This window comes from Plantactinospora sp. CA-290183 (genome assembly GCF_050936375.1).
Classification (GTDB): Bacteria; Actinomycetota; Actinomycetes; order Mycobacteriales; family Micromonosporaceae; genus Plantactinospora.
In genome coordinates this window covers 39,143-61,148 of the sequence record NZ_JBNJMX010000013.1, presented here as the reverse complement: position 1 = coordinate 61,148, position 22,006 = coordinate 39,143, and the positions used below count along the sequence as shown (strand labels likewise).

The following is a 22,006-nucleotide window of genomic DNA, read 5'->3' as shown; positions in this document are numbered from 1 at the left end:
GGTGAGTTTTTCCCGGCGCCGGGAAAAACGGGGTCAGTCATCGCCGACCCTTGCCGCGGCTACGTCCCCGCTTCGTGCGGGGCTTGGTCCGCGTTCCGGTGGTGCCCGTACCCCTTGATGGGGCAAGATCTTGGCTCTCCGTGGCTCTCAGAGGCCGGACGCTGGTGGCAGCGCATGGCGAGCAAAGGCCGAACAGGAGGACGGTCGGGCCGGAGGCGATCCGGAGCTGAGGCACCGCCACGGCCGGTACGAACACCTGACCGGGGTGGACGCCGGAGGCGAGTTGCCCGCAGCCGTCGCACCGGCTGTCCTCAGGGGTGCCGCTGATCTCGTCGGCCAGGGCCACGCCGCACGGGGCGCAGTTCAGCTGAGCCGGCCTCCAGGCGCACCAGAGTTGCGGTTGCGGCGCCGCTGCGGTCAGGTGCGGGCAGGGACGGAGCTTGCCGCCGACACCGAAGAGGTAGAACGCCTCGATCAGCCCGAACCAAGCTCCGTTGACCTCCGTCAGGACGACTCGACCACCGGCGAGTCGGGCGGTCTCGTGCATGAACGCCATGCCGTGGTCGCTGGCGGCCTGGGCCTGGTCGACCAGCGCGGTGCCGGCGACGTCGAAGGTGGTCATGCCGGCACCTCCGATCCGCAAGACAGACACCGGAAACCGGCCGGTGGCTGCTCGTGGCACCGCGGGCAGGTGGGCACCTCGGCCGCACTCAGTACGCCGTGGTGGCGTCCCCGGCAGCGGCAGGAGCACCCGTTCGCCTCGGACCCGTACGCGAGCAGGCAGGCCGGAGTGCAGGCACCTCTCCGGAGCAGGTCGACGACCGGCACCGAGGTCGGAGTTTCGTTGCGCGCCGGGTCGATCGGCCTCATTCCGTTTCGGGCGCCCGGGTCGATGATCAGGACGGGAGCGTCTCGGAAGTGATCGGCGTTTCGGAGCACGTTGACCAGCTCAGCCGACCAGTCCGGCGGGCAGGGCACCAGCGATCGGCGGGCGATGAAGTCGTCGGCCGGGGTCGGCGCCGAGGGTTCCGGCAGGACCGACCGAATGAGGGCGTACATGGTGCTCTTGCCGTCGTTCACGGAGTCTCCTCAGTCATGCAGATTTGTCGATGCCCATCGGTGTCCCAGCCGTAGCCGCACACCGGGCAGAAGGGCGTCATCTCGCCGGCCCGGTAGCCGGGGCTGGCGATCCGTTCCCCGGTCTGGCCGCCGGGGCGGTGCTCGTGGCAGCGGAAGCCGGCGGCGTACCGGCGGCAGGCCCAGCCGGATCGGCAGTACCGGTTCTCAGGACCGATCCAGTGGCCGCACACCAGGACCGTCGACCGGCCGGGCAGTTCGAGCGCGACCCACCGGGCCTCGAACCGCTCGCGGACCCGGCCGTCGTGAAAGTTCAGCGGGTCTGTCGCCTCCAGCGCGGCGATCAGCTCGTCATGGGTGGTGGCGTTGTCGAGCTGCTCGAACAGGGCCAGGCGAGAAACCCGCGCGTCCTGGGACGTCCGCCGGTCGTACTTCGGAGGCCGCTCAACCTCGGCCGTCACGGACGGGGTTGGCTCCGGTGATGGAGAAGGTGCTGCCGTAACGGCGGTGCCCTGAGTTTCGTCACATTGAAGATCGACGGACGGAGTTTCGTCACGAACCTTGGTCGCCATCGGGGCAATCGTGAAAGTGTCGGCCGCCCCCGCGGCGTGCCGCCGCTCGGCGACCCTGACCAGTTCCTCTACGCCTCGGAAGCCGACCGATCGGAACAGGTCGCCGGCGTCCTGGTCAGGCTCTGGCAGCACGATCAGCGCGGCCGGCAACGCCTCAGCCAGCTTGGCAGCGCAGCGCAGGCCGGCGGCGTCGTTGTCGGGAATGATGACCACCCGGGCCGCGCCGTCGAGCACCCTCGCCAGCCGGGCGGTGTTCGGGTTGTTCGCCCCGCCGGCCCAGGTGGTCGCGTAGAAGCCGCGCAAGGTGTCCACGGACGACTCCGACTCGACCACGAACACCGGCTCGCCGGCGGCAACGGCCATCTTGACCTCACGCTCGCGGTACAGCGGCAGGGAGGTCAGCGGCACGCCCATCAGGCCCGGGATGTCGCCCTTGGCTGTGCGGGTCTCCCAGAAGAGTTCCTTCTGTCCCTTGGCGTTGCGCCACCGGTAGAGCACGGCGGGGCCGTAGTCGTGGGCGGCCACCAGGCGGTACCCGCGGGCGCCGGGCGACTTGTTGCCGCCGCGCCGGCTGCCGCCGCTGGTGGCCGGCGGGAAGTCGATGCTCAGGCCGACCAGGCGGGCGTACTCGGCGGCCGGCCGGTGCGCGGCCGTGAACAGCCGGGCCATCGGCAGCTTGAGCGCCGCCATGACGTCCGGGGTCGAGCACCCGCCGTGGCAGTACATCAGCGCGGAGCCGTTCCTGCCCTCGTTCAGCGACAGCGACGGGGTGCTGTCGGCGTGCGCCGGGCACTGCCTCAGCCAGCCGCCTACGGGCTGTGACCCGATGGCGTCGAGAAGATCGATCAGCCAGCCCGCCGGGGTGATCAAGGGTCGCAAGGGTCGCACGCCCGGAGCTATTCTCTGTTCTCTCTCTTTCTTCCTTTCAGCGAAAGCAGAGAATGACCCCGGTTTTGCGACCCTTGCGACCCTATTGGCGTCCGGAGTGTCCTTTTCCGAGGTCACAGGCTTGCGAGGCAGGGTCGCAGAGCCCTTTTCTTGCGACCCTGTTGCGACCCTCTGCGACCCTGTTGCGACCCTGTCTGCGACCCTCACATTTTCGGACATCTCGCCGTGGGTGGGGGCGGACGGCTGAGCACTCACGGTGACACCACCCTGATGATCTTCTGTCCGTTGCTCTTGCCGAACTCGACCCGGATGCCCCGGTTCTGGAGCAGGGCAGGCGCGATCGAGCGCAGCCGGCCGGATAGCACCTTCGGTGTCTTCGGCCAGCCCGGACCCCGGTTGTCGAGCATGGTCTTCCTGTCGAGCAGCTCCAGCAGCCGCTCGGCGGTCACGCCGCCGGACAGGACCGGCTCACCGACACCGTCGCGGTCCCGAAGCAGCTTCATCAGCGACAGCGCGACGTGGTCGGCGTCGAGCACGTCCCCGGCCAGTTCGGCGGACCGCTCGATCAGCCGGGCCTCACCTGAGGTGTCGAGGATCCGGTCGATGCACCGCAGCACCAGGAGGAAGTCGGTCATCCGATGCGTCAACCGGGTGTCGTCGACGGTGGGCAACATCCGGATGACGGCGGCGGTCAGCTCCAGGAGCCCGCGCACGATCGTCGGCCGTACCTCGTCCTGCTCCTTGGTCAGCTTCGACATGGCGCGGCGGTGCTCGACGTCGAGGCTTTCCAGCTCGACGGGGACGATGCGGGTCTGTAGGTCACCTCGAAGGACGCCGCTGTCGATGCTGGTCAGCCAGACCGGCACGAGCAGGTCGGAGACGTGCGCCCCGTCGTTGGTGTACAGCTCGCGGGTGGTCAGCTCACCGCCGGTCGCGACCCGACAGAGCATGTCGGAGACCCGCGGGGTGATGTGCCCGCTGTTGTCGACGAACACCACCCGGGCCTGCGCCACCCGCGCTTTCCACTCGTCCTCCCGCTCGGGCAGCGACCCGCCCCGCTGGTGCGACACCGGATCGATCAGGCTGAGCAGGAACTGCGCCGTGGTCGTCTTGCCGGCGTCCGCCGGGCCGGTGAGCAGCACGATCGGCTGCGGCACGCCGGTCATCCACGCGACTATCAGCAGGGCCAGGACCAGCGGCCGGTCGGGCTCGGCGACCGGGACCAGCTTCCACAGCAGGGCCACGTCACCGCTGGCGGGCAACGGCCACGGCAGCGCCGTCCCGGAGCCGCGCCGGAACGCCACCGGCCGGTCGTCGAGGGGCAGCTCGCGAACGCCGTCACCGTCGATGCACAGCACCGTCCACGCGGCATCCCCGACGTCGAGCAGGAGCCGGCCGCCGTGCCAGTGCGAGCGCACCGGTACCGGCCGGACCTCCCGGGTGATGGCCTCGAGATAGCTGGACAGCTCAGCCTGCGCGGAGCTGTTCGGCCACCCGCCGTGCACGTCGAGGTAGAGCAGGCAGACCGCCTGCACCAACTCGGACGGCTTGCCGTGACGCAGTGCCCGACCGGGCTGTCCGGCGTCGACGCCGTACATCCGCCCGTCAGGCGCCCGGAACGTCTCGAAGTACGACCGGGCCACCTCGCGTAGCTTGGCGCCCTGTGGTGGTTCCTTGGGCTTGCGGTCGTCGCTGTCGCTCATGAGGCATCCACCGCCTCGGAGCGGGCGAGCGCGGCAGCGTAGCCGGCGACGTACCCGGCCGCGTACTGCCATTCGCCTTCCCATTCGCACTGTTCGTGCCAGGCGCGCGGCGCTACGCTGACCACGGTCTCGCCGACCTGCTCTGCCGCCGCCTCGGACTTCGCCGGTCCGGGGCGGTCGTGTTCCTGGGTCACCTCAGGCCGCCGCCATGACGTCGTCCGCCTCGCCGAGGTACCGGAGCAGGTCGGCACGGGTTACGCGGTACGCCTTGCCCAGTCGTAGAACTCGCACGGGGAACTCGCCCCGCTTCGCCATGTCGTAAGCCAGGGTCCGACCGATGCCGCACGCCCGGCCGGCGGTCTCCAGGTCAAACGACACTGGGAGCGCCAGCAGATCAGCACGGGACATCCCGCGTTGTGTCTTCACGTCACACTCCTAGTCGGTTTCGTGCGGTGACGTCACAAGGGTTACGCGGGATGTTGCGAGATGTCAAGTCGTCCGCTTATTGTGAGCCCATGACACAGCCCGACTGGCCGGCTCGGTTGGTGAAGGTGATCGCAGGGGAGGTAAAGCGGCATCGACAGGCGCGGAGCATGAGCGCGCAGCAGCTCGCAGACGCCTGCGCCGAACTGGGGCACCCGATCGCCCGATCCGTGCTCGCGAACCTGGAAAACGGGCGTCGGCCGACCATCAGCGTGCCTGAACTGCTGGTTCTGGCGCTGGCCCTACAGGTGCCGCCGATGTTGCTGATCGTCCCGCTCGGACATGCGGAATCAGTGGAGGTCGCCCCCGGCGTGGCGGTGCCAGCCACAGAGGCCATGCGGTGGATCCGGGGCGAAGCGTGGGTTTTGAAGCCCCCGCCGGAGGGTGCGGACGGCAGCGCGGTGGTGGCAAGCTTCGTCACACATCACAGCGAGCTATCTCGATGGGAGTGGGCGCGGTACTACGCCTCCCGTATCCGCTCGGGGGAGATCGAGGGGACCGAACAGGAAGCCGAACGGCACGACGCAGACGCCGAAAGGTCTCTAGCGCACCTGGAGAACCTTCGCCAGTTGATGCGTGCCCGAGGGCTCACCCCGCCGCCGGCGCCCGAGCAACTACGTCTAAGGGAGAGTCAGCCGTGAAGGGCAGCGTCTTCAAGAGGTGCCCGTGTGGCGTCACCGGCGGCGGCGGGAAGCGTCCCCCTGCCTGCAAGAAGAAGCACGGGACGTGGTCGTACGTTGTCGACCTTGACCCAGGCCCCGACGGTAGTCGGCGGCAGGAGAAACGCGGCGGATACCGCGACAAGGACGAGGCAGAGGATGCCCTCGCCGCCGTGCTCAAGGGCTTGGCCGACGGGACCTACGCGCACGACGAGCGGAAGACCGTCGGCGCGTTCCTCGACGAGTGGCTGGCCGACAAGGTCGCCAACGGCCTACGGCTCACCACGGCCCGCTCCTACCGTCAGCACATCGGCGACTACCTCAAGCCTGAGCTGGGCAAGCTTCGACTTCGGGATCTCCGGCCGGGCCACATCACGGCCATGCTGCGGAAGGCTCGCAAGACCACCAGTTCGGCCACGGTGCAGCGCATCCGGGCAACTCTCCGGTCCGCCCTGTCCAGCGCCGTACGGCAGCAGCTCGTAGCCTTCAACGCCGCGAAGGACCTCGACGTGCCGGCGGCACCGCGGACGAAGGTACGACCGTGGGAACCGGCCGAGCTGGGGAAGTTCCTCGATCACGCGATCACCGATCTTCGGTTCGGTGCGCTGTACGAGTTGGTGGCCGCGACCGGGTTGCGTCGCGGCGAGGCTGCGGCCCTCCGGTGGGAGGACGTCGACCTGGCCGGCGGGGTGCTCGTCGTGCGGCAGCAGCTCGTCGGGGTCGCCCTTCCGGAGGACGCGATGCCGCCGTGCCCGTACTGCCCGGCGAAGCACAAGGGCCTGATGTTCGGCCCGGTGAAGACTTCCAGTGGCGAGGATCGGCGGGTGGAGCTCGACGCCACCACGGTCGGGGTGCTGCTCGCTGCGCAGCTGGCGCAGAAGGCGGAGCAGGACGACTGGGGAGACGCGTACGTCGATCACGGCCTGGTCTTCGCCCGGGAAGACGGCAACCCGCTGGCCCTCGACGCGGTGACGAAGCGGTTCAAGGCCCTGTGTCAGTCCGCCGGCGTCCGGCCGGTCCGGCTGCACGATCTCCGGCATGGCGCGGCGTCGTTGCGGATGGCGGCCGGCGTCGATATCAGCGTGATCTCGAAGGTGCTCGGGCACTCGTCGATCTCGATCACGAACGACACGTACGGGCATCTGCTCGCCGGGGTCGGCAAGGACGCTGCGGAGCGCGCCTCGAAGTTGGTCCCGAGAAACCAGCGTGACCAGTCGGTGACCAGTACAGCGAAAACCGCTGCCCCGGATGACTCCGAGACAGCGGTTAAGCAGGTGGAACACAGTGCGCCGCCAGGGACTCGAACCCCGAACCCGCGGATTAAGAGTCCAAGGGGCGCACCCACTCTTCCAGATTCGACTCTATCCCAAGCGCCGTCCGGTGGCAACCACCCGAGTGCGGCCGGGTCCCGCCGCGTCCGCGCAGGTCCACGGCCTGCAAGCCACGGAATCCAGGACAATCGATAGGCCAGGTACCTCGTGGGAGGCCAGGGATCCGGCTGTGTCCGGGTGCATCCGCGTCAGTTCCCCGACATCCGAGCACCCACGGAGCACCCCCGAACGCACAACGGCTTCCCCTGCGTGGCCATCGCATCGCTGACGTCGCTGCGAGGGAGCGGCGTTCGCCACCTGCACGGCGTGCGTGACGGCCTTGCTGGTTGGTGCGCGTGGCGGCACGGTGGCAAGTGGCGTTGGTGCGTTTTGAGTACTGCGGCCAGATGGGTGCGGTAGTCGCGGCCCGCCCAGTCCCGCGCGGCCGGGGCAGTCCGCGGGTCGCCGTCGCCGTCAGCGGTGTCGAGCTAAAGCGAGGTAGGTGCGGCCCTTGGAGGTGCAGGTACGGCGGGTCCCGGCCGACAGCGGTGCGCGGACCAAGGCCGCTGTGTAGGCAACGTGCGCGGGCCGTCAACCCGGCCGGCAGGGGTGCGGGCGCGCGGCGCGCGGCGCGGCGGGCCGGCGGGCCGGCGGGCCGGCGGGCCGGCGGGCCGGCGGTAGGTTACGTGTTCTCGGAAGCTGTTCCGGCCGGCTGCCGACGCCGTTTCGTCGCGTTCTCGGAAGTCACGCCGGGAGTCTACTTTCGAGCAGCCATCTTCTTCGAAGCGCGCTCCGATCGCAACGCCCATACGAGAACGGCTCTATCATCACTGCCGCTGATGATCAGGGTGCGGCCGTCCGGACGGGACAACGCCGCCACCGACCGCACCGCGGCGGTATGGCCGGTCAGCTCGTGGATCTGCGTGCCGCTGTCCGGGTCCCACACCCGAACCGTCCCCTCGCGGCCGCCGCTGATGACCAGGGTTTGGCCGTCCGGACGGGACAACGCCGCCACCGACCGCACTGCGGTATGGCCGGTCAGCTTGTGAATCCGCGTACCGCTGTCTGGATCCCACACCCACACCGTCCCCTCGTCATCGCCGCTCATGACCAGGGTTCGGCCGTCCGCACAAGACACCGCCGCCACCGACCGCACCGCGGCGGTATGGCCGGTCAGCATGTGAATCTGCGTACCGCTGTCTGGATCCCACACCCACACCGTCCCCTCGTCGTCACCGCTGATGACCAGGGTTCGGCCGTCCGGACGGGCCGACGCCGCCACCGCTAACACAGCGGCGGTGTGGCCGGTCAGCTCGTGGATCTGCGTGCCGCTGTCCGGATCCCACACCCGCACTATCCTGTCGTTACTGCCGCTGACGATCAGGGCTCGGCCGTCCGGACAGGGCAACGCGGCCACCGCTGACACCCAGCCGATGTGGCCGGTCAGCTCGTGGATCTGCGTGCCGCTGTCCGGGTCCCACACCCGCACCGTCCTGTCTTTACCGCCGCTGATGATCAGGGTTCGGCCGTCCGGACAGGGCAACGCGGCCACCGCTGACACCCAGTCGGTGTGGCCGGTCAGCTTGTGGATCTGGGTGCCGCTGTCCGGATCCCACACCCGCACCGTCCTGTCGTTGCTGCCACTGATGATCAGGGTTCGACCGTCCGGACAGGGCAACGCGGCCACCGCCGACACCCAGTCGGTGTGGCCGTTGAGCCCGTATGTCTGGCTGTCGGGATCCCATACCCGCACCGTCCCGTCACCCCGACCGCCGCCGCTGACGATCAGGGTTCGGCCGTCCGGACGGGGCAACGCAGCCACCGCTAACACAGCGGCGGTGTGGCCGGTCAGCTCGTGGATCTGCGTGCCGCTGTCCGGATCCCACACCCGCACCGTCCCGTCACTCTGACCGCCGCCGCTGACGATCAGGCTTGCCCCGCCCGGACGGGGCATCACCGCCACCGACCGCACCGCGGCAGTGTGGCCGGTCAGCCTGTGGATCTGCCTACCGCTGTCCGGATCCCACACCCGCACCGTCCCGTCACCGCCGCTGACGATCAGGGTGGTCCCGTCCGGACGGGGCAACGCGACCAACGCTGACACCCGTCTGGTGTGGCCGATCAGCCTGTGAATCTGGGTGCCGCTGTCCGAGTCCCACACCCACACCGTCCCCCTGTTGTCACCACTGATGATCAGGGTGCGGCCGTCCGGACGCGGCAACACGACCAACGCTGACACCCATCTGTGGCTGGTCAGCTTGTGAATCTGGGTGCCGCTGTCCGGGTCCCACACCCGCACCGTCCCTTCGTAGTCACCACTGATGATCAGGGTGCGGCCGTCCGGACGCGGCAACGCCGCCACTGCTAACACCCACTTGGCGTGGCCGGTCAGCCTGTGGATCTGGGTGCCGCTGTCCGGGTCCCACACCCGCACCCTCCCTTCGTCGTCACCACTGATGACCAGGGTTCGGCCGTCCGGACGCGGCAACGCCGCCACCGCTGACACAGCGGCGCTGTGGCCGGTCAGCTCGTGCATCTGCGTGCCGCTGTCTGGATCCCACACCCGCACCGTCCCGTCGCTGCTGCCGCTGATGATCAGAGTGCGGCCATCCGGACGGGGCAACGCAGCCACCGCGGACACGTCGTTGGAGTCACAGGTGAGGGTTCGGTGGGTAGTGCCGGTCCAGAAGCCGGCTTGTACGGTGCACGGCCAGTGGGGTGCCTGCTCTGCGAGATTCTCGGCGAGAGGTGTGGCCCGAATTCGGCGTGCCCATACGTGTAGCCACCAGCGTGGGTCATCGTCGGGTCGGGTGGCCCATTCGTTTGTGGCCATCTCCAGGGCGCGGGCGGCGGCGATCGCGTCGGCGGCGGTGAGGGTGTGCCGGTGGCGCAGGATCTGGTCCGGTGGGCTGGCCAACATGAACACGGGATCAGTCATGAGCGGATCTAACAGGCCAGCGGCCGCGGCGTGGGCGGGCAGCATGAGCCGGGTGTAGTCGTCGACGCTGGTCCAGGCCCGCCGGCCGTTTACCGCAGCGGGGGTCAGCCAGCTGGTGATGGCCTGGTGCGCGGTGGTCCAGGCAGCGTGTAGCTGGACGTTCATCCCGGCCTCGACGGGATCGTCCTCGTCGTCGTGATCGCGGGTGACATCAGGGCTGAACAGATCGCGCAGGCTTTGGTGGCGCACCGCGTACAGCCGGGACCGGTCGGGGCTTCGGATCACGTTGAGGAACGCGCGGGCCGGCCCGTCCAGCCAAGCGGCGATCTGCTCGGCGGTGACCGGTTCGGTGGTGTCCAGGTCGCTGCGACGGGCGGTGAGGATGTGGGCTAGCTCGTCGCTGGTGACCGCGCGTTGCAGGGCGGCGAGGGCGGCCAGGCTGGGCCGGTACACCCGTTGCCACGCCTGCGGGTTGGTGGTCCACCGCTCGATCTGCTGGAGGTAGTAGCCGTGCAGTCGGTCAGGTAGGGCGGCGATGTGCGTGGCCGGGCAGCGTCCGGAGCGGATGTCGTCCAGGACGTAGCGCAGATAGATCCACACTCCGCGGCAGCGGTCCATCAGTGTGCCTATGAACCGGTCGACCGTGACCTGGTCGCGCTGTAGGGCGGTGACCAGCGCGTGGTCCGGGTTCGGTCCCTCGAGCACGGTGTGGAGGTAGGTGCGCATGTCGGCGAGGTTGTCGGGGCCCTCGACGGTGATCTGTGACCAGCGGACCCGCTGCGGGTCCTTCAACGCCGCCAGCGGCAGTCCGTAACGGCTGGTCGCCACGATGTACACCCCGGCCGGAAGGGAATCGGGCGTCGGTAGCCCGAGCGGCACCCCGGTGCCCATGCCCGGCGGGTCCGGCTGTGCCTCGTCCAGACCGTCGACGACGAGCACCAGCGGCTGCTTCGCGCGCTGCCGGTCCCGCTCGGCCGCGGCGGCGCGGAGGACCTTCGCCAGCCAGTCCGGGCGATCGGCAGCCACCGGAAACACATCCCCTGGCGTAAATCGCTCGGCCAGACCCCACCCGCCGATCAGCTGCGCGGCCAGGCTCTTACGCGCCTCGACCGGGGAGCGGGCCCCGCCGTCGAGCCGGGTGAAGTGAAAAACACAGGGCCTGGTCCACACCAGATGCGCGGCCAGGGCACTCTTGCCCACCCCCGCCTCCCCGCGGATCACCACGTAGCCGCGGTCCTGGCCGGCGACGCACTCATCGATCCGGGCGATCAACCCGGTGCGGCCCACAAACCGGGCCACGTCCAACTGCTCGGCCAACGGCGTCGGGTCGAAAATCGCGTCATGCACCCGGTCGAACCGGCCGGCGAGGACCTGCACGTACATCGGTCCGGTGACCACGGTGCCGGTGATGTCCCGCCCGGCGGCCACCGCTCCGGGCGCCAGCGACCAGCGACGCCTCACCACCTCAGAGCCCTTCCCGCCGACCGGTTCACACGGCCGGAAGGCTCAGGGCCGCACATCGGTGTCTACGTCGCCGGTGACGTCCTGCCCGGCGCCCACTGCTCCCCGACCAATCCGGGTGCCACCACCTCGACGCTGACTCGACGATCCGGCCCCGCGCACCCGGGTCCGGACCCGGCCGTCCACGTTCCGTCCGGCGTACACCCCACCCTCGTCCACCTGCACCTGTCCGCCACCAGCGGTCGCGAGCCAGGCGGCCAGCGTCGCTGCGGCCAGGGTCACCACGGCGGCGGCCATCCACCACGGCCACCCGCCGTGCAACTCGTTGACCAATCCGCCCGACACCACGGCCAGCACAACACCGACCCCGCTCCCCCAGCCGAACACCCGTCTGGACACGACCACCACCTCCCTACGGCATCCACGAAGTGTAGGAGGCGCCATCACCGACGGTGGATGGCCGATCAGGTACTTCAACGACCCGGCCGATCCGCGTGGCCCGCCAGGGGGTAGGCCTTCTCGCTGAGTCAGGTGGCCGCAGACGCCCCGGCCGAGCACGAGCCAACTGGTCATGTTGAGACGGACCTGCGGCGGCGCGCTGCGCCGTTCTGCTCGCCTTGTTTGGTCATTGATGGTTCCCATCGAGGAAGGCCCCCGCGCACCTCCGCGCGACGTATTTGCACAAAAGGTGTCCAAGAAGGCGGGAGGATCGTCGCGAGTTGGCCGCCCTTCGACCTCGTCGTTCATGCCAGGACCCGGCGCGGACGGGAACGACATAAGCATTAAAGGGTGCTAGGCGAGATCAGGCTAGCGCGTGCAGCGGACTGGCATGGTAGCAGCGATCATCCTCTTCCGCAGGGGTCAGCGTGGCCAGGTCCGCGCGCTGACCTGGTTCCGAACCTGCACTCGTAGTTGTTAGTTCCGGAGATCCGACCGTCTAGCGTGGCCCGCACCTGCATCGGAGGCTGACCCTTCAGGCGACGTGAGATCAACCGGAGGGCGAAAACTCGGAATCGTGGCTCGCCTGCAACGAATCGAGGCGGTTAACATCGACCACACCGCTCGCTGTGGGCCGAATACGTTGCGTTACCTGAGGTTTGGTGTCGCTGTCGTCGTGCACGGACTGGGGGTTTGATCGGGTGACCGAGACGAGGCGACAGCACGCGGACCCCGGCCTAGAGTTGTTGACGAAGGTCGCCGAAGTCGAGAGCGATTCCACCGGGTTGGACACCTTCGCTCGGTATGTCTGGCAAGCCAAGCAAGTCGTTCGGCAGTGGTTGACGTGCCTGTCGGAGCGCGAGGCCCCGCTGTTCGTAGTGTGCGAGCAGGTTGAGGATCTCGCGCTGGTCTACGCCGAGCGGATCCGGTTCGTCCAGGTCAAGACCCGTGACCGGGGTTCGTGGAGCGTCGCGGCGATGTGCGACCGAGGCCTCGACGCGTTGGTTCGCTCCTACACGGCGGCCCGGAAGGCACGGATACACGAGATTTGCGCGTTCGAGTTATGGGTTGAGGGCGCGATCGCGGACAAAGAGGAGACAGTCGACTTCGTCAAGGATCCCAGGTCCGCGGAGAAGGGCGTGCGGTCCAAGCTCATAGCGAGCGGGCTCATCCGTTCGTGGGTCGACGACTTCCTCCAGCGGTTGGTGATTCGCCCGGACCAGCCGACACGGGCTCACGTCGATGCGAAGGCCATTTGGGAACTCGGGGCGCTGTGGCCGGCCCTGTCACGCCCAGAGGTGGAACACCTCTACGAACGGCTGCTCAGTGCGGCTACGGCGGCGCAGACCGGTGGGTCCGCGCAGCCGGGGCCGCTCCAGGCGCACCTGGCGGCGGCGTTGCCACACGTCGGGTTTGATCTGCCGGGCCCGGACGAGCCGGGTGGAGCGGCCATCGACGCGATTCGGAATCAGGTACTCACTCGGGGCATGCTCGTCGCCCTGACCCCGCCACTGCCTGGCGAGTCCGACGAGCAGTTGCTGGCTCGCATCTCCTCTGGCTCCGCCGCGTCGCTGCTGGAGCTCAAGATGACGGCGGCGGGTGCGGGCCGGCAGCTCATCGAGCGGGTGCAGGAGATGCGCGCCGACATGGAGGTGGAACGACAACTCCTGCTGGCCAGTCGTGACAGCGCCGAGGCGGACCTGGAGCGGCTGGCGTCGCGGGTGTTGAGTATGGCCGACGCGACGGCCACCCGGATCGGGCTATCGGCCGCGAGCGACCCCGCCGCGGCAGGCCGCCCGGCTGAGATGATCGCCGCTGATCTCCTGGCACGGCCTGGCGACCTGGCGCAGTGTGACCGGCGCCCGCTATTTGATCGCGACGAGCGCCTGATCGTCGGATATCTGGGCCACCTGTCGGACCTGTGCCGGTTCCGGTGGCGGGCCCAGTGACCAGCCGCGCCGACATCTCCTCGGACGCTGGAATCGGCGGTGGACCACCACCGGCCGCCGTACCTCGCCCTTCGCCGCGCGCGCGGTTCCGGCCGTCTCGGGAGGCTGAAGCGCGTCTCCTCCTGCTCATCGACGCCTTCAGCCGCAAGGGCAAGGACCAGACCCGCTACCTGGAGGGCAGAGTCAAGCTGGCCAAGCTCGACTTCCTGCTTCGCTACCCGCGTCACCTTCGTCGGGTACTGCTTGCCCACGGTGCCCGGCCAGACCAGGTCGAGCACATCGATCCGGACGAGGCGCCGCTGGACGCCAGAATGATGCGCTACCGCTACGGCCCTTGGGATCCCTCCTACTACGCGGTCCTCGGCTCGCTCATCGGCCGGGGCCTGGTGGAGGTGACACCACTGACGGGAAGCGGTTTCGGATACCGCACCTCCATCATTGGTGCCCAACTCGCCGCGGACCTGCGCGCTGACGAAAGCTTCGCCCACATCGACGACCGGTTGCGCCTGCTGCGCCGCTACCTCGACAAATCCGGCACCACCCTGAAGAACTACCTCTACGAACTGCCTGAGATCGCCGACGCCACCTGGTACGAGGACCTGACGTGACCCCACCGACCCCGCCCCCACCAAACCCCGCGGCTGCCGCCCCGCCGGCGGCCCACCCGCACCGGCTGGAACTACTCAAGGTCGACCTGTTCGGTGGCGGGCGGGAGGTCGAGTTCCGCCCTGGCCTCAACATCGTCCTCGGCGACATCACCACCGGTAAAACGACACTCGTGCGCCTGATCAGGGCGATGCTCGGCACCATGCCGGACGGTTTGCCACCCGAGGTCGACCAAGTCCAGGCCATTCGTGGCCACGTCATGCTGGGTAACCGAGCCTGGCAGATCTACCGCCCGAGGACCACCACGAGTGACGCCCTTGTCGAAGTCAGCGAGGAACACCCTGACCCGGACCGCGAGGTCATCGCCGTCCGCCTTCCCGTGGCCAGATCCGACCGCACCTACAGCACGTTCCTACTCGACCAGCTCCAGATCCCCGCGATCAGCGTCCCCCAGGCGCGCACGGAACCGACTGGGACGCTGACTCCGGTGACGATGACCGACTGGCTCGGCTACTGCATCGTCACCGGCGACGAACTCGACACCCAGGTCTTCGGCCACCTAAGGCACTGGCGCAACGTCAAGCGACGCTGGGTCTTCGAACTGGCCTATGGCTACTACGAGCCGGAACTCGCGCGGTTGAACGCCGAGCTGCGGCGCGTGGAGCTGCAGCTGGCTTCCCTCGACCAAGACGCCGCCATCCGCGCCAAGTTCCTCGCCGACACCCCCTTCGCCGACATCGACGCCCTGGACTTGCAACTCGCCGCCCGCACCGCCGAACTCGAACAAGTCGTCTCGCAGCGACGGGACCTGAGCGCCACCGCTGGGGAGGTGCCCGGCGTCCAGGAACTCCGCCAGACCCTGCTGGCCACGCGGACGCGACGGGCTGAAGTCACCGACCGGCTGGCCCGACTGGAGGCCCAAATCACCGACCTGTCCGACCTGCGTCGGCAGCTGTCCAGCCAATCCGCCCGGCTCACCCGCGCTATCGTCGCCGACGAGTGGCTCGTGGACTTCGACTTCATCGTCTGCCCCCGCTGCGGCAACGACATCAACGCCGCGCGCACCGACCCGCACCTGTGCTACCTCTGCCTGCAAGAGCCCCGACCCGCCCCGGCTCAGGCCCAGCTGCTGACCGAACAAGACCGCATCGCCAGCCAGATCAACGAGACCGACGAGGTGATCCAGGGCCGCCGCAGGGCACAGGAACAGCTCCGCTGGGAAGCGGACCGCCTCGACGGGCTCATCGCGGAGCTGGCCACCGACCTCGACCGGCGCACCCAGGCATTCATCTCCGACCGGGCCACCCAGATCGAACACCACGCCGCCGGGCAAGCACGCCTCGAAGCCGACATCACACGGCTACGCGAATACGCCGACCTGCTCCGCCGTCACCAGCAACACCTGGAAGGGCGCGACGTTCTTGAAGCCCAGCGAGAAGACCTTCAGAACCGCATCAACAGCCAGGAGCTGTCCCAGACCGACGCCGGAGACAACGTCCTCGCCCTCGAACAACGAATGCTCGAATACCTGCACGAACTACACATCCCTGACCTCGGACAGGAACTCACCGTGCAGATCAACCGAGACACCTACCTACCCGAGGTGTCCGGACGCAGCTTCGACGAACTGTCCAGCCAGGGCCTCAAAACCCTCGTCAACATCGCCCACGCCCTCGCCCACCACACCGTGGCGATCGACCGCAACCTCCCCCTGCCGGGACTACTCATCCTCGACGGCCTGTCCGCCAACAGCGGCCACGAAGGCTTCGACCTGGCCCGCGTTCGCGACGTCTACCGGCTCCTCAGCCGCGTCACCGGACAGGAACAGTACCGAAACGCACTGCAGGTAGTCGCCGTCGACAACGAACTCGACCGCAACATCCTGCTCGAATTCGTCGACCGCGTCGTCGTCACCCTGACCCAGGAGGACCGACTCATCCGCGTCCCGAAGACGCCGGCCGATGACGCGGACAACACCGAGAAGTAGTCCGGGGCTAGCGCGCCCCGGTCTGCTGGCACGCCCGCCCAGCGGTCGAGCAGGCGTTGCCGGCCCCTCGCGTCCACCCCTCGTACGCGTTCGCCTGCCGCGTGCATACCTACGGCGCCCTGTACGCCCGCTCACCACCCGCCGCGTTCCTCCCCCGCTCGGCCAGCTCGCGCCGGTCAAAACATTCCATCCATCGATCCCGCGCCGTCGCAGAGGTGGAGACTATGACGCTACCCGCTATCTCTTTTGCATTACCGCTGACATCAGAGCCGCGCTGGTCCGACATGCTCGCGGTGCTGGCCGCGACCGACCCGTTGCCGCTCTGCGGCCTCCTCGGCATCAAGGAGCCGCACCTCCAGCTGCAGGTATGCCGCGAGGTCGCGGTGGACGCAGAGAATCAGCCGGACATCGTCATCGAGCGCGGCGGCCAGCGTCTCGCTGTTATCGAGGTCAAGGTGCTGGCAGGGCTCGGCCTCAACCAGTTGCAGCGCTACGTCGACGCCGTGCCGGATGCACACGTGTACGCAGTCATCTACCCGCAACGCCTCGTGATCGACGTCGCCGGCGCACCGCCCTGGCGTGGCGTCACCTGGGAAGACCTACTTCAGGCGTACTGCCGAAGCGAGCACCAGTGGGTCGCGGCCTGCGCGAAGGCCTGGCTGCAGCATTTGGAATCGGCCCTCCCCAAGGTTGATGCCGGCACCATCTGGAACGTGCTAATCGACGATGAGGACTTCATCATCGCGATGCGAGCCCGCATGTCCTGGCTACACGGACAACTGAACCCACCCGCGCCAATCCAGCATGATCTCGTTTGCTCCACCTCCGGTGTCAGCTGGGTTGCCAGGTTATACACCGACACACCAGCCCCCGACTACGAGATCGTGACCGAAGTCGAGGAAAAGCTACCTGTACGAAACTTCCCGAAGTACGCGAACCGGGATTGGCGGCAACCGCAGGGCCCCTCCATCAAGGTGTGCCTTGCACAGCGCAACGTCAAGACCTCGGCTGGGTTTGACTGGGACTACCTCCTACGGATGTGGCAGGTGATGCAGGAGGCGCGGCAGGACTGGGTCACCAACCCAGCGAGACCGAAGGCGCCGCACGACGTCGCCGGCTACCGCCGCATGGTCGCCAACGGTGGGCCACCGTACCTCGGGATCGGTTTCGGCGAGCGGCAAACCAAATACACACGGACCTGTATGTTCGGGGCTCGTATCCAGCTACCGCCGGACACGACGCTCGGCCATCTCGCAGCCTTCGTCGACGACCTGTACCCACTCATCGCCGACATGGCGCGAGTCAGCCCCCCAGAGCGAGCAGTCCCCTAACATCGACCCGGGCGCCGCGAGTGTTCCGCGACCAGTTCACGGTCCCCACCAGCGGACGGTCCCGATTGCGCTCCTCACGTCCGATCCGTCTGGAACAACGGCACCAGCACAGGCTGGTCGAGACGGCGCCGTCGCGGCGGCCGAGGGCGCGGTCTTACGCCTGCCGCAGCACTGGCTTGCCATCCACTGCGGACTCCATCAACCGCCCCGGTACGTCCAGCAGGTGTGTCAGATGCCGCCGGCCTTCCTTGCCGGACATGCCGTCTGGCAGTGCGATGTGCGCCAGGCCCGCATCGTGGATTTCGGCGCGGAACTCGTATCGGAACTCTTCGTCTCCGGAGTAGCTCAGCGCGATCCGTCCGGTCCAGTCGATGCGATGCCGTGCCGAGCCGTCACCGGTGAACGTGACCCTATGGTCAGCGACCGTGTCATGCCCGAGCAGGTAGACGTGGAACGCTGGCGGAGCATCCAGATCCTCGATCGGCAAAGGGTCGGCGGTCAGCCACTGCGGTAGCGGATCGGCGAGCCGGAAGGGTCGCTCCGGCGTCGCGGCGAGCAGTCCGGTGGCTTCCTCCCAGGTCGAGGACAGCGTGCAGGCGTGGTAGTTGTTCCAGACGATCGGCGCGGCCCAGTCGGAGATGCCCTCGTCCTTATTGTCCGGGGCGTCGAACTCCTCGTCGTAGCCGGCCGTCTTCAGCGTCAGGTCGAACCAGAGCCAGCCCGACCGATCGAGCCGGCCCGTCCAGAGGAACTCGGTGATCCGGTGGCCCCCGGGCCACGGGTTGCCGGGAAACCAGATCCTGTCTCGCACGACGGTGAACCATACCGACTCCGGACGCCCAACACGCCGGCGTTCCAACGGGGCCGTCGCCATCTCCAGCGCTGTCGAGTTGGCCGCAGGACATGACGCCCGTGTCCGGGTTCAGCTCCAGGTAACAGGGCTGAACCCGACCGAACGACCGGTGGTATAGACCGGCCGGCTGGGTGACTGGCTAGATCGTGAGCTGGGGCATCAGACCGGCCGGCCCTCGGCGAGCCGCCGCACCTGCTCCTCGTAGTCCTCTATCAGCGTCTGGTAGCCGGGGGCGTCGCCCTCGGCGTCCACCGGTGCGCTCGGGTCGAACCCGCCACGCTCCTGCCAGTAAGCCCGCTCGTGGTCTTCCTGCAGCTTCATCGCTGCGGCGAGCCAGCCCGCAAGATTCGGCCGGCGCGCGTGCAACTCGCGCTCCGCGTCCTCGTCGTGACTTCGAGCTCGCTTGGCGAGGTCGACGAGTTCGTCCCACGCCGTCGGGTTGTCGCGCGCCTCGGTCAGCGTCGGCTTGGAAAGTCCGGTCAGGTACTGCGCCATCCGCCAATCGATGAGGCCCCCGGGCTGGCCAGCCGCGGCTTGACGGAGAAGTTCACCGATCTCCGCGATGGCGGCGGCGCGGGCCTTGCGGGCGTCCTCGGCCCGCGCCCCGGCCTGTTCGAGGGCCGCTTCGAGCTTCTTGCGGCGTGCTTCCTCAGCGCGCAAGCGGCGAACAACTTTCTCCGCCTCGGCGGCGGTCTGGGCGATCTTGCGGGGCATTGGAGTGCTCCTAGGTCATCGGGCCGCGACACGGCGGTTGGGAGGAACGCTGATCTCGGCGCCAGTTTTGCAATGCGCAATCGGCGGGCGATCTCAGCTTGGATAGTCGACGAGGCTTCCTACTGGCCTTCGGTCAGCGCGGCGGGCTGACCGGGTTCCGGCTCGAGGTCCGGCTCGGTGGCGAGGTTCTGCGTGCGGCCCGCCGCGATAGCGGAAAGCGCGGCGAGGCGGCCCCGGTCCGCAGCGGTGGCGGCCCGTGCCGCGAGCCGTAGGGCGTCGCGGTCCTTGTTGTCGATCCACCACGAGGCGTCGGTATGCCGCAGAAGGATCTCCGCGTACACGGCGGCCACCTCATCGCGCACCGGGTCCGGAACGCTCGTGTGGACGCTGATTTCGGCGTGCGCGGCGGCGAGCTGATCCGCCCGGATTGTCTCCGCCCAGGAAACCTGTCTTGGGCTTCCGGTCAGGGGCGGCCAGCCGGCCGCCGCGGCGACAGTCGCCGCCCGCTCGTTGACCGCTTGGTGGGCTATCTGCTGGCAGGCACGGCATGGCTCCCCCGCAAGGCGCTCCGCGCGCCACCTGCGCTGCCCCCGGGTGTCGCCGCCGTAAATCTGCACCTCTTCCTCGGCACCGCAACAACGCCGCTTAATCTTGTAGAGTGCCACATTCCCACCTCCCGTAAAGATACTTTACGCCGAAAACGCCATGGCGTAAATAGGCTTTACGCATGCGTTGCTGCAACCTGGTGCGCGCTCAGTCGTCGCCGCCGGTGCAGGTAACCCGCTGCCAGGCCCGGTTGGCCTCTGCATCTCATCGAGCTATCCGGCTGTCGGGCTCGTATCCAATGTGGTCATGACACCAGCGCCGTCATCGGCAGGAGTCCCCTAGGCAAGGCGGCCATCAGTGGGCAGGCAGCGCCGAGGGCCGACTCGCCTCGCCCGCTGTCCCGGCCCGGCGCTATCGGGACTGCGGGGATGCCGGACGATCAGGGTGTCACCCCAGCAGCCGGGGAGGACCCGCGCGGCTGGCCAACTCGGCGACCGACGACACCACCACCACGATCAGCGGCTCCGGGGGGCATCGCCGTCAGCCGTGGGGCCCCGGTTCCGGGTCCCTGCGGCGTACACCGCGTGTCCGTTGTGGATAAGGACCGCCCCCGGGCGAGCATCCCCCGACATAAGCCGATCCCTGCAGGGGCCCGGACAGGCGCCCCTTGCTGGCCGGCTGCGACTGGATGTCCGACCGTCTTTCGCTGAACGGTCGATTAGGCAGTGACCGGGCGGTGACGGTAAGCGTGCGACCGGTGCTGTGGCATCGGTCGGCCCCCGCGTTAGCGTTCTCGGGTGATCAACGACCAGGTTGTGAGCATCATCGCGGTGGGCACCTTGCCGATGTTGGGGACGGCGGTGTTCCTGTTGTCCCGTGAGCGTGTCCAACTCAAGGCGGCCACGGTCTTCTTGCTCGCGGGCACGGCCGGGGTGGTGGCTGTGCTGGCAGGGGCGCTGTGGACTCGGAGCCCCTGGCTACTGGCGTTGGCCGCGGCACAGGCGATCCTGGCCACGATGGTATGGCCGGTGCACGCCATGGTGCGCACCGGCCGGTTGAACTGGTTCTGCCTGATGCTGGCCCGGGCGGTGCGGACAGGGCGGACCCCGACGGGTGCCTGCTGGCAGACGATGGAGCAGCTGCGCGCCGAGTACGGGCAGACCGTGCTCGACGACGCCACCCGGGACCCGGTGCTGGATGATCTGCTCACCCAGGCCGCCCGACAGTTCGAGGCCGCACTCGCCGCGGACGCGTCGCCGCTGCCCCTGGACACCCAGATCACGATGTACGCCAACGGCGTGGTGGAGGCGTTCAGCGACCCGCCCGAGAAGGTGGCGCAGATCCGCCACGAACTGCCACCGGATCGGCGGCAACGCTGGTTGTTCCCCCGCTACTGCGGCTACGCCCCCTTCATGCTGGCCATCGCCACGATGTGTCGAGCGTACGACTCCGCCCGCGCCCACCACGGCGCTGCCGCACAGATGACCCGGCTGCGGCCGTCGACTGGTGCCGGCTGACAACCCGGCAGATCGCTGCCCAAAGGCACCGCTTTGGACCCTGGCGCACACACTCGACCAACGCCAACGCCAACAGGCAGGGGCACGACGTGGAAGACCTGGTGTCATGTGATGCCGGGCGTTCGTCGACCGGCCGCCCCCGGCCCCGATCGGGTAGCGCATCAGCGACCCACGCCGACCCCGGGCCCAGCCTCGGGAGCGGTTCGAGGATCTGCCGGACGCGTTGCGCGCCGCTGAGCGGCTCGACCCGGCGGACTGCGTGGCGCGCGTGGCGGAAAACTTCTCGGCCACCCGGATGGCACTCAACTACGAGGCGGTCTACCGGCGGTTCCTCGCCGGGACCGGCGCCCGGGCCAGACGTTCGAGAGCCGGTCCCGTTCACGCCTCCCTGACCCCGCCGTCGAGCGTGTCGCCCGCACCGACGCGACGGAGCCCGCCATCATCTGCTCACTGGTACGCCACCCGCCGACCTGCGATTCGACCCGGACTGTTGACGACAATCACGACTTCGGCGTCAGCCGCAGGAGCGCAGCGGCAAGGCATGTCACAGGGCGAGGGATCGCCGCGGTCGGCTGCCTGGTGTTCGCCGCGACGCCGGCCGCCCGCGAATGGCGTCCGCCGCGCGCGGCCCCATCTGCCGGTGGTGGCCTCGGCGGTGGCGGCATGTGGATGCTCTACGGCGCGACTTTTCTCACCGGTGGCCGTACCCGCTCGGCGTTGCTCGACGATCTGGCCGACCCCGCGTTTGCTGGCCTGGGCGTACCCGGCGCTGGTCGCGGCCGGGCTGATCGCGTCGCCGCCGCTCGTGGGCTGCGGGAATGCTCACCACGACGCGGGCCGGGCGCCGCGCTCAACGTGGCCGCGCGGTTGTCGCAGCCGGGTCCGACGCTTGAACGGTGGCCCCCGCGCCTCGTTGACGCGGTGTCATTCACCGTGGCTGGGGACATTGCCTAGAATCGCTTCCTAACGGCCGC

At 68.7% G+C, this 22,006-nt stretch carries 19 protein-coding genes; 8 read left to right on the top strand and 11 right to left on the bottom strand.

Annotated elements, in window-relative coordinates; all coding sequences use genetic code 11:
• Positions 1-37: 37 nt before the first annotated feature.
• The 6 genes from ACQEUR_RS18730 to ACQEUR_RS18705 are packed head-to-tail and all read right to left on the bottom strand — an operon-like array spanning position 38 to position 4,666.
• Positions 38-622 carry a hypothetical protein gene (locus ACQEUR_RS18730; protein WP_433032625.1) on the bottom strand — a complete coding sequence of 195 codons (585 nt, stop codon included), beginning with the start codon at positions 620-622 and terminating at the stop codon, positions 38-40.
• Positions 619-1,080, bottom strand: a complete 462-nt coding sequence (locus ACQEUR_RS18725) for a hypothetical protein (protein ID WP_433032622.1) — start codon at positions 1,078-1,080, stop codon at positions 619-621. Before ACQEUR_RS18725 ends, ACQEUR_RS18730 begins: the two co-directional genes overlap by 4 nt.
• A complete protein-coding gene (locus ACQEUR_RS18720; protein WP_433032620.1) occupies positions 1,077-2,756 on the bottom strand; it encodes a hypothetical protein in 1,680 nt (559 codons plus the stop codon). The genes ACQEUR_RS18725 and ACQEUR_RS18720 overlap by 4 nt, the downstream gene beginning before the upstream one ends.
• A 32-nt stretch (positions 2,757-2,788) precedes the next feature.
• Positions 2,789-4,240 (bottom strand): hypothetical protein, encoded by a 1,452-nt coding sequence (locus ACQEUR_RS18715; protein ID WP_433032617.1) that lies wholly within the window; start codon positions 4,238-4,240, stop codon positions 2,789-2,791.
• A complete protein-coding gene (locus ACQEUR_RS18710; RefSeq protein WP_433032614.1) occupies positions 4,237-4,434 on the bottom strand; it encodes a hypothetical protein in 198 nt (65 codons plus the stop codon). Before ACQEUR_RS18710 ends, ACQEUR_RS18715 begins: the two co-directional genes overlap by 4 nt.
• Before the next feature lies 1 nt (position 4,435).
• On the bottom strand, positions 4,436-4,666 hold the full coding sequence (locus ACQEUR_RS18705) for a helix-turn-helix domain-containing protein (protein ID WP_433032611.1): 231 nt from the start codon (positions 4,664-4,666) through the stop codon (positions 4,436-4,438).
• Between the two features lie 89 nt (positions 4,667-4,755).
• Here ACQEUR_RS18705 and ACQEUR_RS18700 point away from each other — a divergent pair, with 89 nt between their 5' ends.
• The gene (locus ACQEUR_RS18700) at positions 4,756-5,364 is read left to right on the top strand and encodes a helix-turn-helix domain-containing protein (RefSeq protein WP_433032608.1); all 609 of its coding nucleotides are present in this window, start codon (positions 4,756-4,758) and stop codon (positions 5,362-5,364) included.
• Positions 5,361-6,848, top strand: coding sequence for a tyrosine-type recombinase/integrase (locus ACQEUR_RS18695; RefSeq protein WP_433032605.1), 1,488 nt, complete (start codon positions 5,361-5,363; stop codon positions 6,846-6,848). Before ACQEUR_RS18700 ends, ACQEUR_RS18695 begins: the two co-directional genes overlap by 4 nt.
• Before the next feature lie 601 nt (positions 6,849-7,449).
• Here ACQEUR_RS18695 and ACQEUR_RS18690 read toward each other — a convergent pair.
• On the bottom strand, positions 7,450-11,091 hold the full coding sequence (locus ACQEUR_RS18690; RefSeq protein ID WP_433032602.1) for a hypothetical protein: 3,642 nt from the start codon (positions 11,089-11,091) through the stop codon (positions 7,450-7,452).
• A 45-nt stretch (positions 11,092-11,136) separates the two neighbouring features.
• A complete protein-coding gene (locus tag ACQEUR_RS18685; protein ID WP_433032599.1) occupies positions 11,137-11,490 on the bottom strand; it encodes a hypothetical protein in 354 nt (117 codons plus the stop codon).
• A 740-nt stretch (positions 11,491-12,230) separates the two neighbouring features.
• Between ACQEUR_RS18685 and ACQEUR_RS18680 the strand changes: the two genes are divergently transcribed.
• The 4 genes from ACQEUR_RS18680 to ACQEUR_RS18665 all read left to right on the top strand — a co-directional run bounded on the left by ACQEUR_RS18680 (position 12,231) and on the right by ACQEUR_RS18665 (position 17,402).
• On the top strand, positions 12,231-13,478 hold the full coding sequence (locus tag ACQEUR_RS18680) for a dsDNA nuclease domain-containing protein (RefSeq protein ID WP_433032596.1): 1,248 nt from the start codon (positions 12,231-12,233) through the stop codon (positions 13,476-13,478).
• Entirely contained in the window at positions 13,475-14,086 is a 612-nt protein-coding gene (locus ACQEUR_RS18675) for a hypothetical protein (RefSeq protein WP_433032593.1), read from the top strand. Before ACQEUR_RS18680 ends, ACQEUR_RS18675 begins: the two co-directional genes overlap by 4 nt.
• Positions 14,083-16,071, top strand: coding sequence for a hypothetical protein (locus ACQEUR_RS18670; RefSeq protein ID WP_433032590.1), 1,989 nt, complete (start codon positions 14,083-14,085; stop codon positions 16,069-16,071). Before ACQEUR_RS18675 ends, ACQEUR_RS18670 begins: the two co-directional genes overlap by 4 nt.
• 224 nt (positions 16,072-16,295) lie before the next feature.
• Positions 16,296-17,402, top strand: a complete 1,107-nt coding sequence (locus ACQEUR_RS18665) for a hypothetical protein (protein WP_433032587.1) — start codon at positions 16,296-16,298, stop codon at positions 17,400-17,402.
• Positions 17,403-17,556: 154 nt separating this feature from the next.
• On the opposite strand, the gene ACQEUR_RS18660 is transcribed toward ACQEUR_RS18665, so the two are convergent.
• The 3 genes from ACQEUR_RS18660 to ACQEUR_RS18650 form a co-directional block, all read right to left on the bottom strand.
• A complete protein-coding gene (locus tag ACQEUR_RS18660) occupies positions 17,557-18,276 on the bottom strand; it encodes a hypothetical protein (RefSeq protein ID WP_433032585.1) in 720 nt (239 codons plus the stop codon).
• Positions 18,277-18,414: 138 nt separating this feature from the next.
• The gene (locus ACQEUR_RS18655; RefSeq protein WP_433032582.1) at positions 18,415-18,969 is read right to left on the bottom strand and encodes a hypothetical protein; all 555 of its coding nucleotides are present in this window, start codon (positions 18,967-18,969) and stop codon (positions 18,415-18,417) included.
• Between the two features lie 119 nt (positions 18,970-19,088).
• The gene (locus tag ACQEUR_RS18650; RefSeq protein ID WP_433032579.1) at positions 19,089-19,634 is read right to left on the bottom strand and encodes a hypothetical protein; all 546 of its coding nucleotides are present in this window, start codon (positions 19,632-19,634) and stop codon (positions 19,089-19,091) included.
• A 678-nt stretch (positions 19,635-20,312) separates the two neighbouring features.
• Between ACQEUR_RS18650 and ACQEUR_RS18645 the strand changes: the two genes are divergently transcribed.
• Entirely contained in the window at positions 20,313-21,032 is a 720-nt protein-coding gene (locus ACQEUR_RS18645) for a hypothetical protein (protein WP_433032576.1), read from the top strand.
• Positions 21,033-21,611: 579 nt separating this feature from the next.
• Positions 21,612-21,986 carry a hypothetical protein gene (locus ACQEUR_RS18640; RefSeq protein ID WP_433032573.1) on the top strand — a complete coding sequence of 125 codons (375 nt, stop codon included), beginning with the start codon at positions 21,612-21,614 and terminating at the stop codon, positions 21,984-21,986.
• Positions 21,987-22,006: the final 20 nt, after the last annotated feature.

Bases quoted from the DNA above. Each gene is read 5' to 3' on its own strand.
- ACQEUR_RS18665 (WP_433032587.1), top strand. From the start codon at position 16,296: ATGACGCTACCCGCTATCTCTTTTGCATTACCGCTGACATCAGAGCCG.
- ACQEUR_RS18655 (WP_433032582.1), bottom strand. From the start codon at position 18,969: ATGCCCCGCAAGATCGCCCAGACCGCCGCCGAGGCGGAGAAAGTTGTT.
- ACQEUR_RS18720 (WP_433032620.1), bottom strand. From the start codon at position 2,756: ATGTCCGAAAATGTGAGGGTCGCAGACAGGGTCGCAACAGGGTCGCAG.
- ACQEUR_RS18715 (WP_433032617.1), bottom strand. From the start codon at position 4,240: ATGAGCGACAGCGACGACCGCAAGCCCAAGGAACCACCACAGGGCGCC.
- ACQEUR_RS18730 (WP_433032625.1), bottom strand. From the start codon at position 622: ATGACCACCTTCGACGTCGCCGGCACCGCGCTGGTCGACCAGGCCCAG.
- ACQEUR_RS18660 (WP_433032585.1), bottom strand. From the start codon at position 18,276: ATGGCGACGGCCCCGTTGGAACGCCGGCGTGTTGGGCGTCCGGAGTCG.
- ACQEUR_RS18700 (WP_433032608.1), top strand. From the start codon at position 4,756: ATGACACAGCCCGACTGGCCGGCTCGGTTGGTGAAGGTGATCGCAGGG.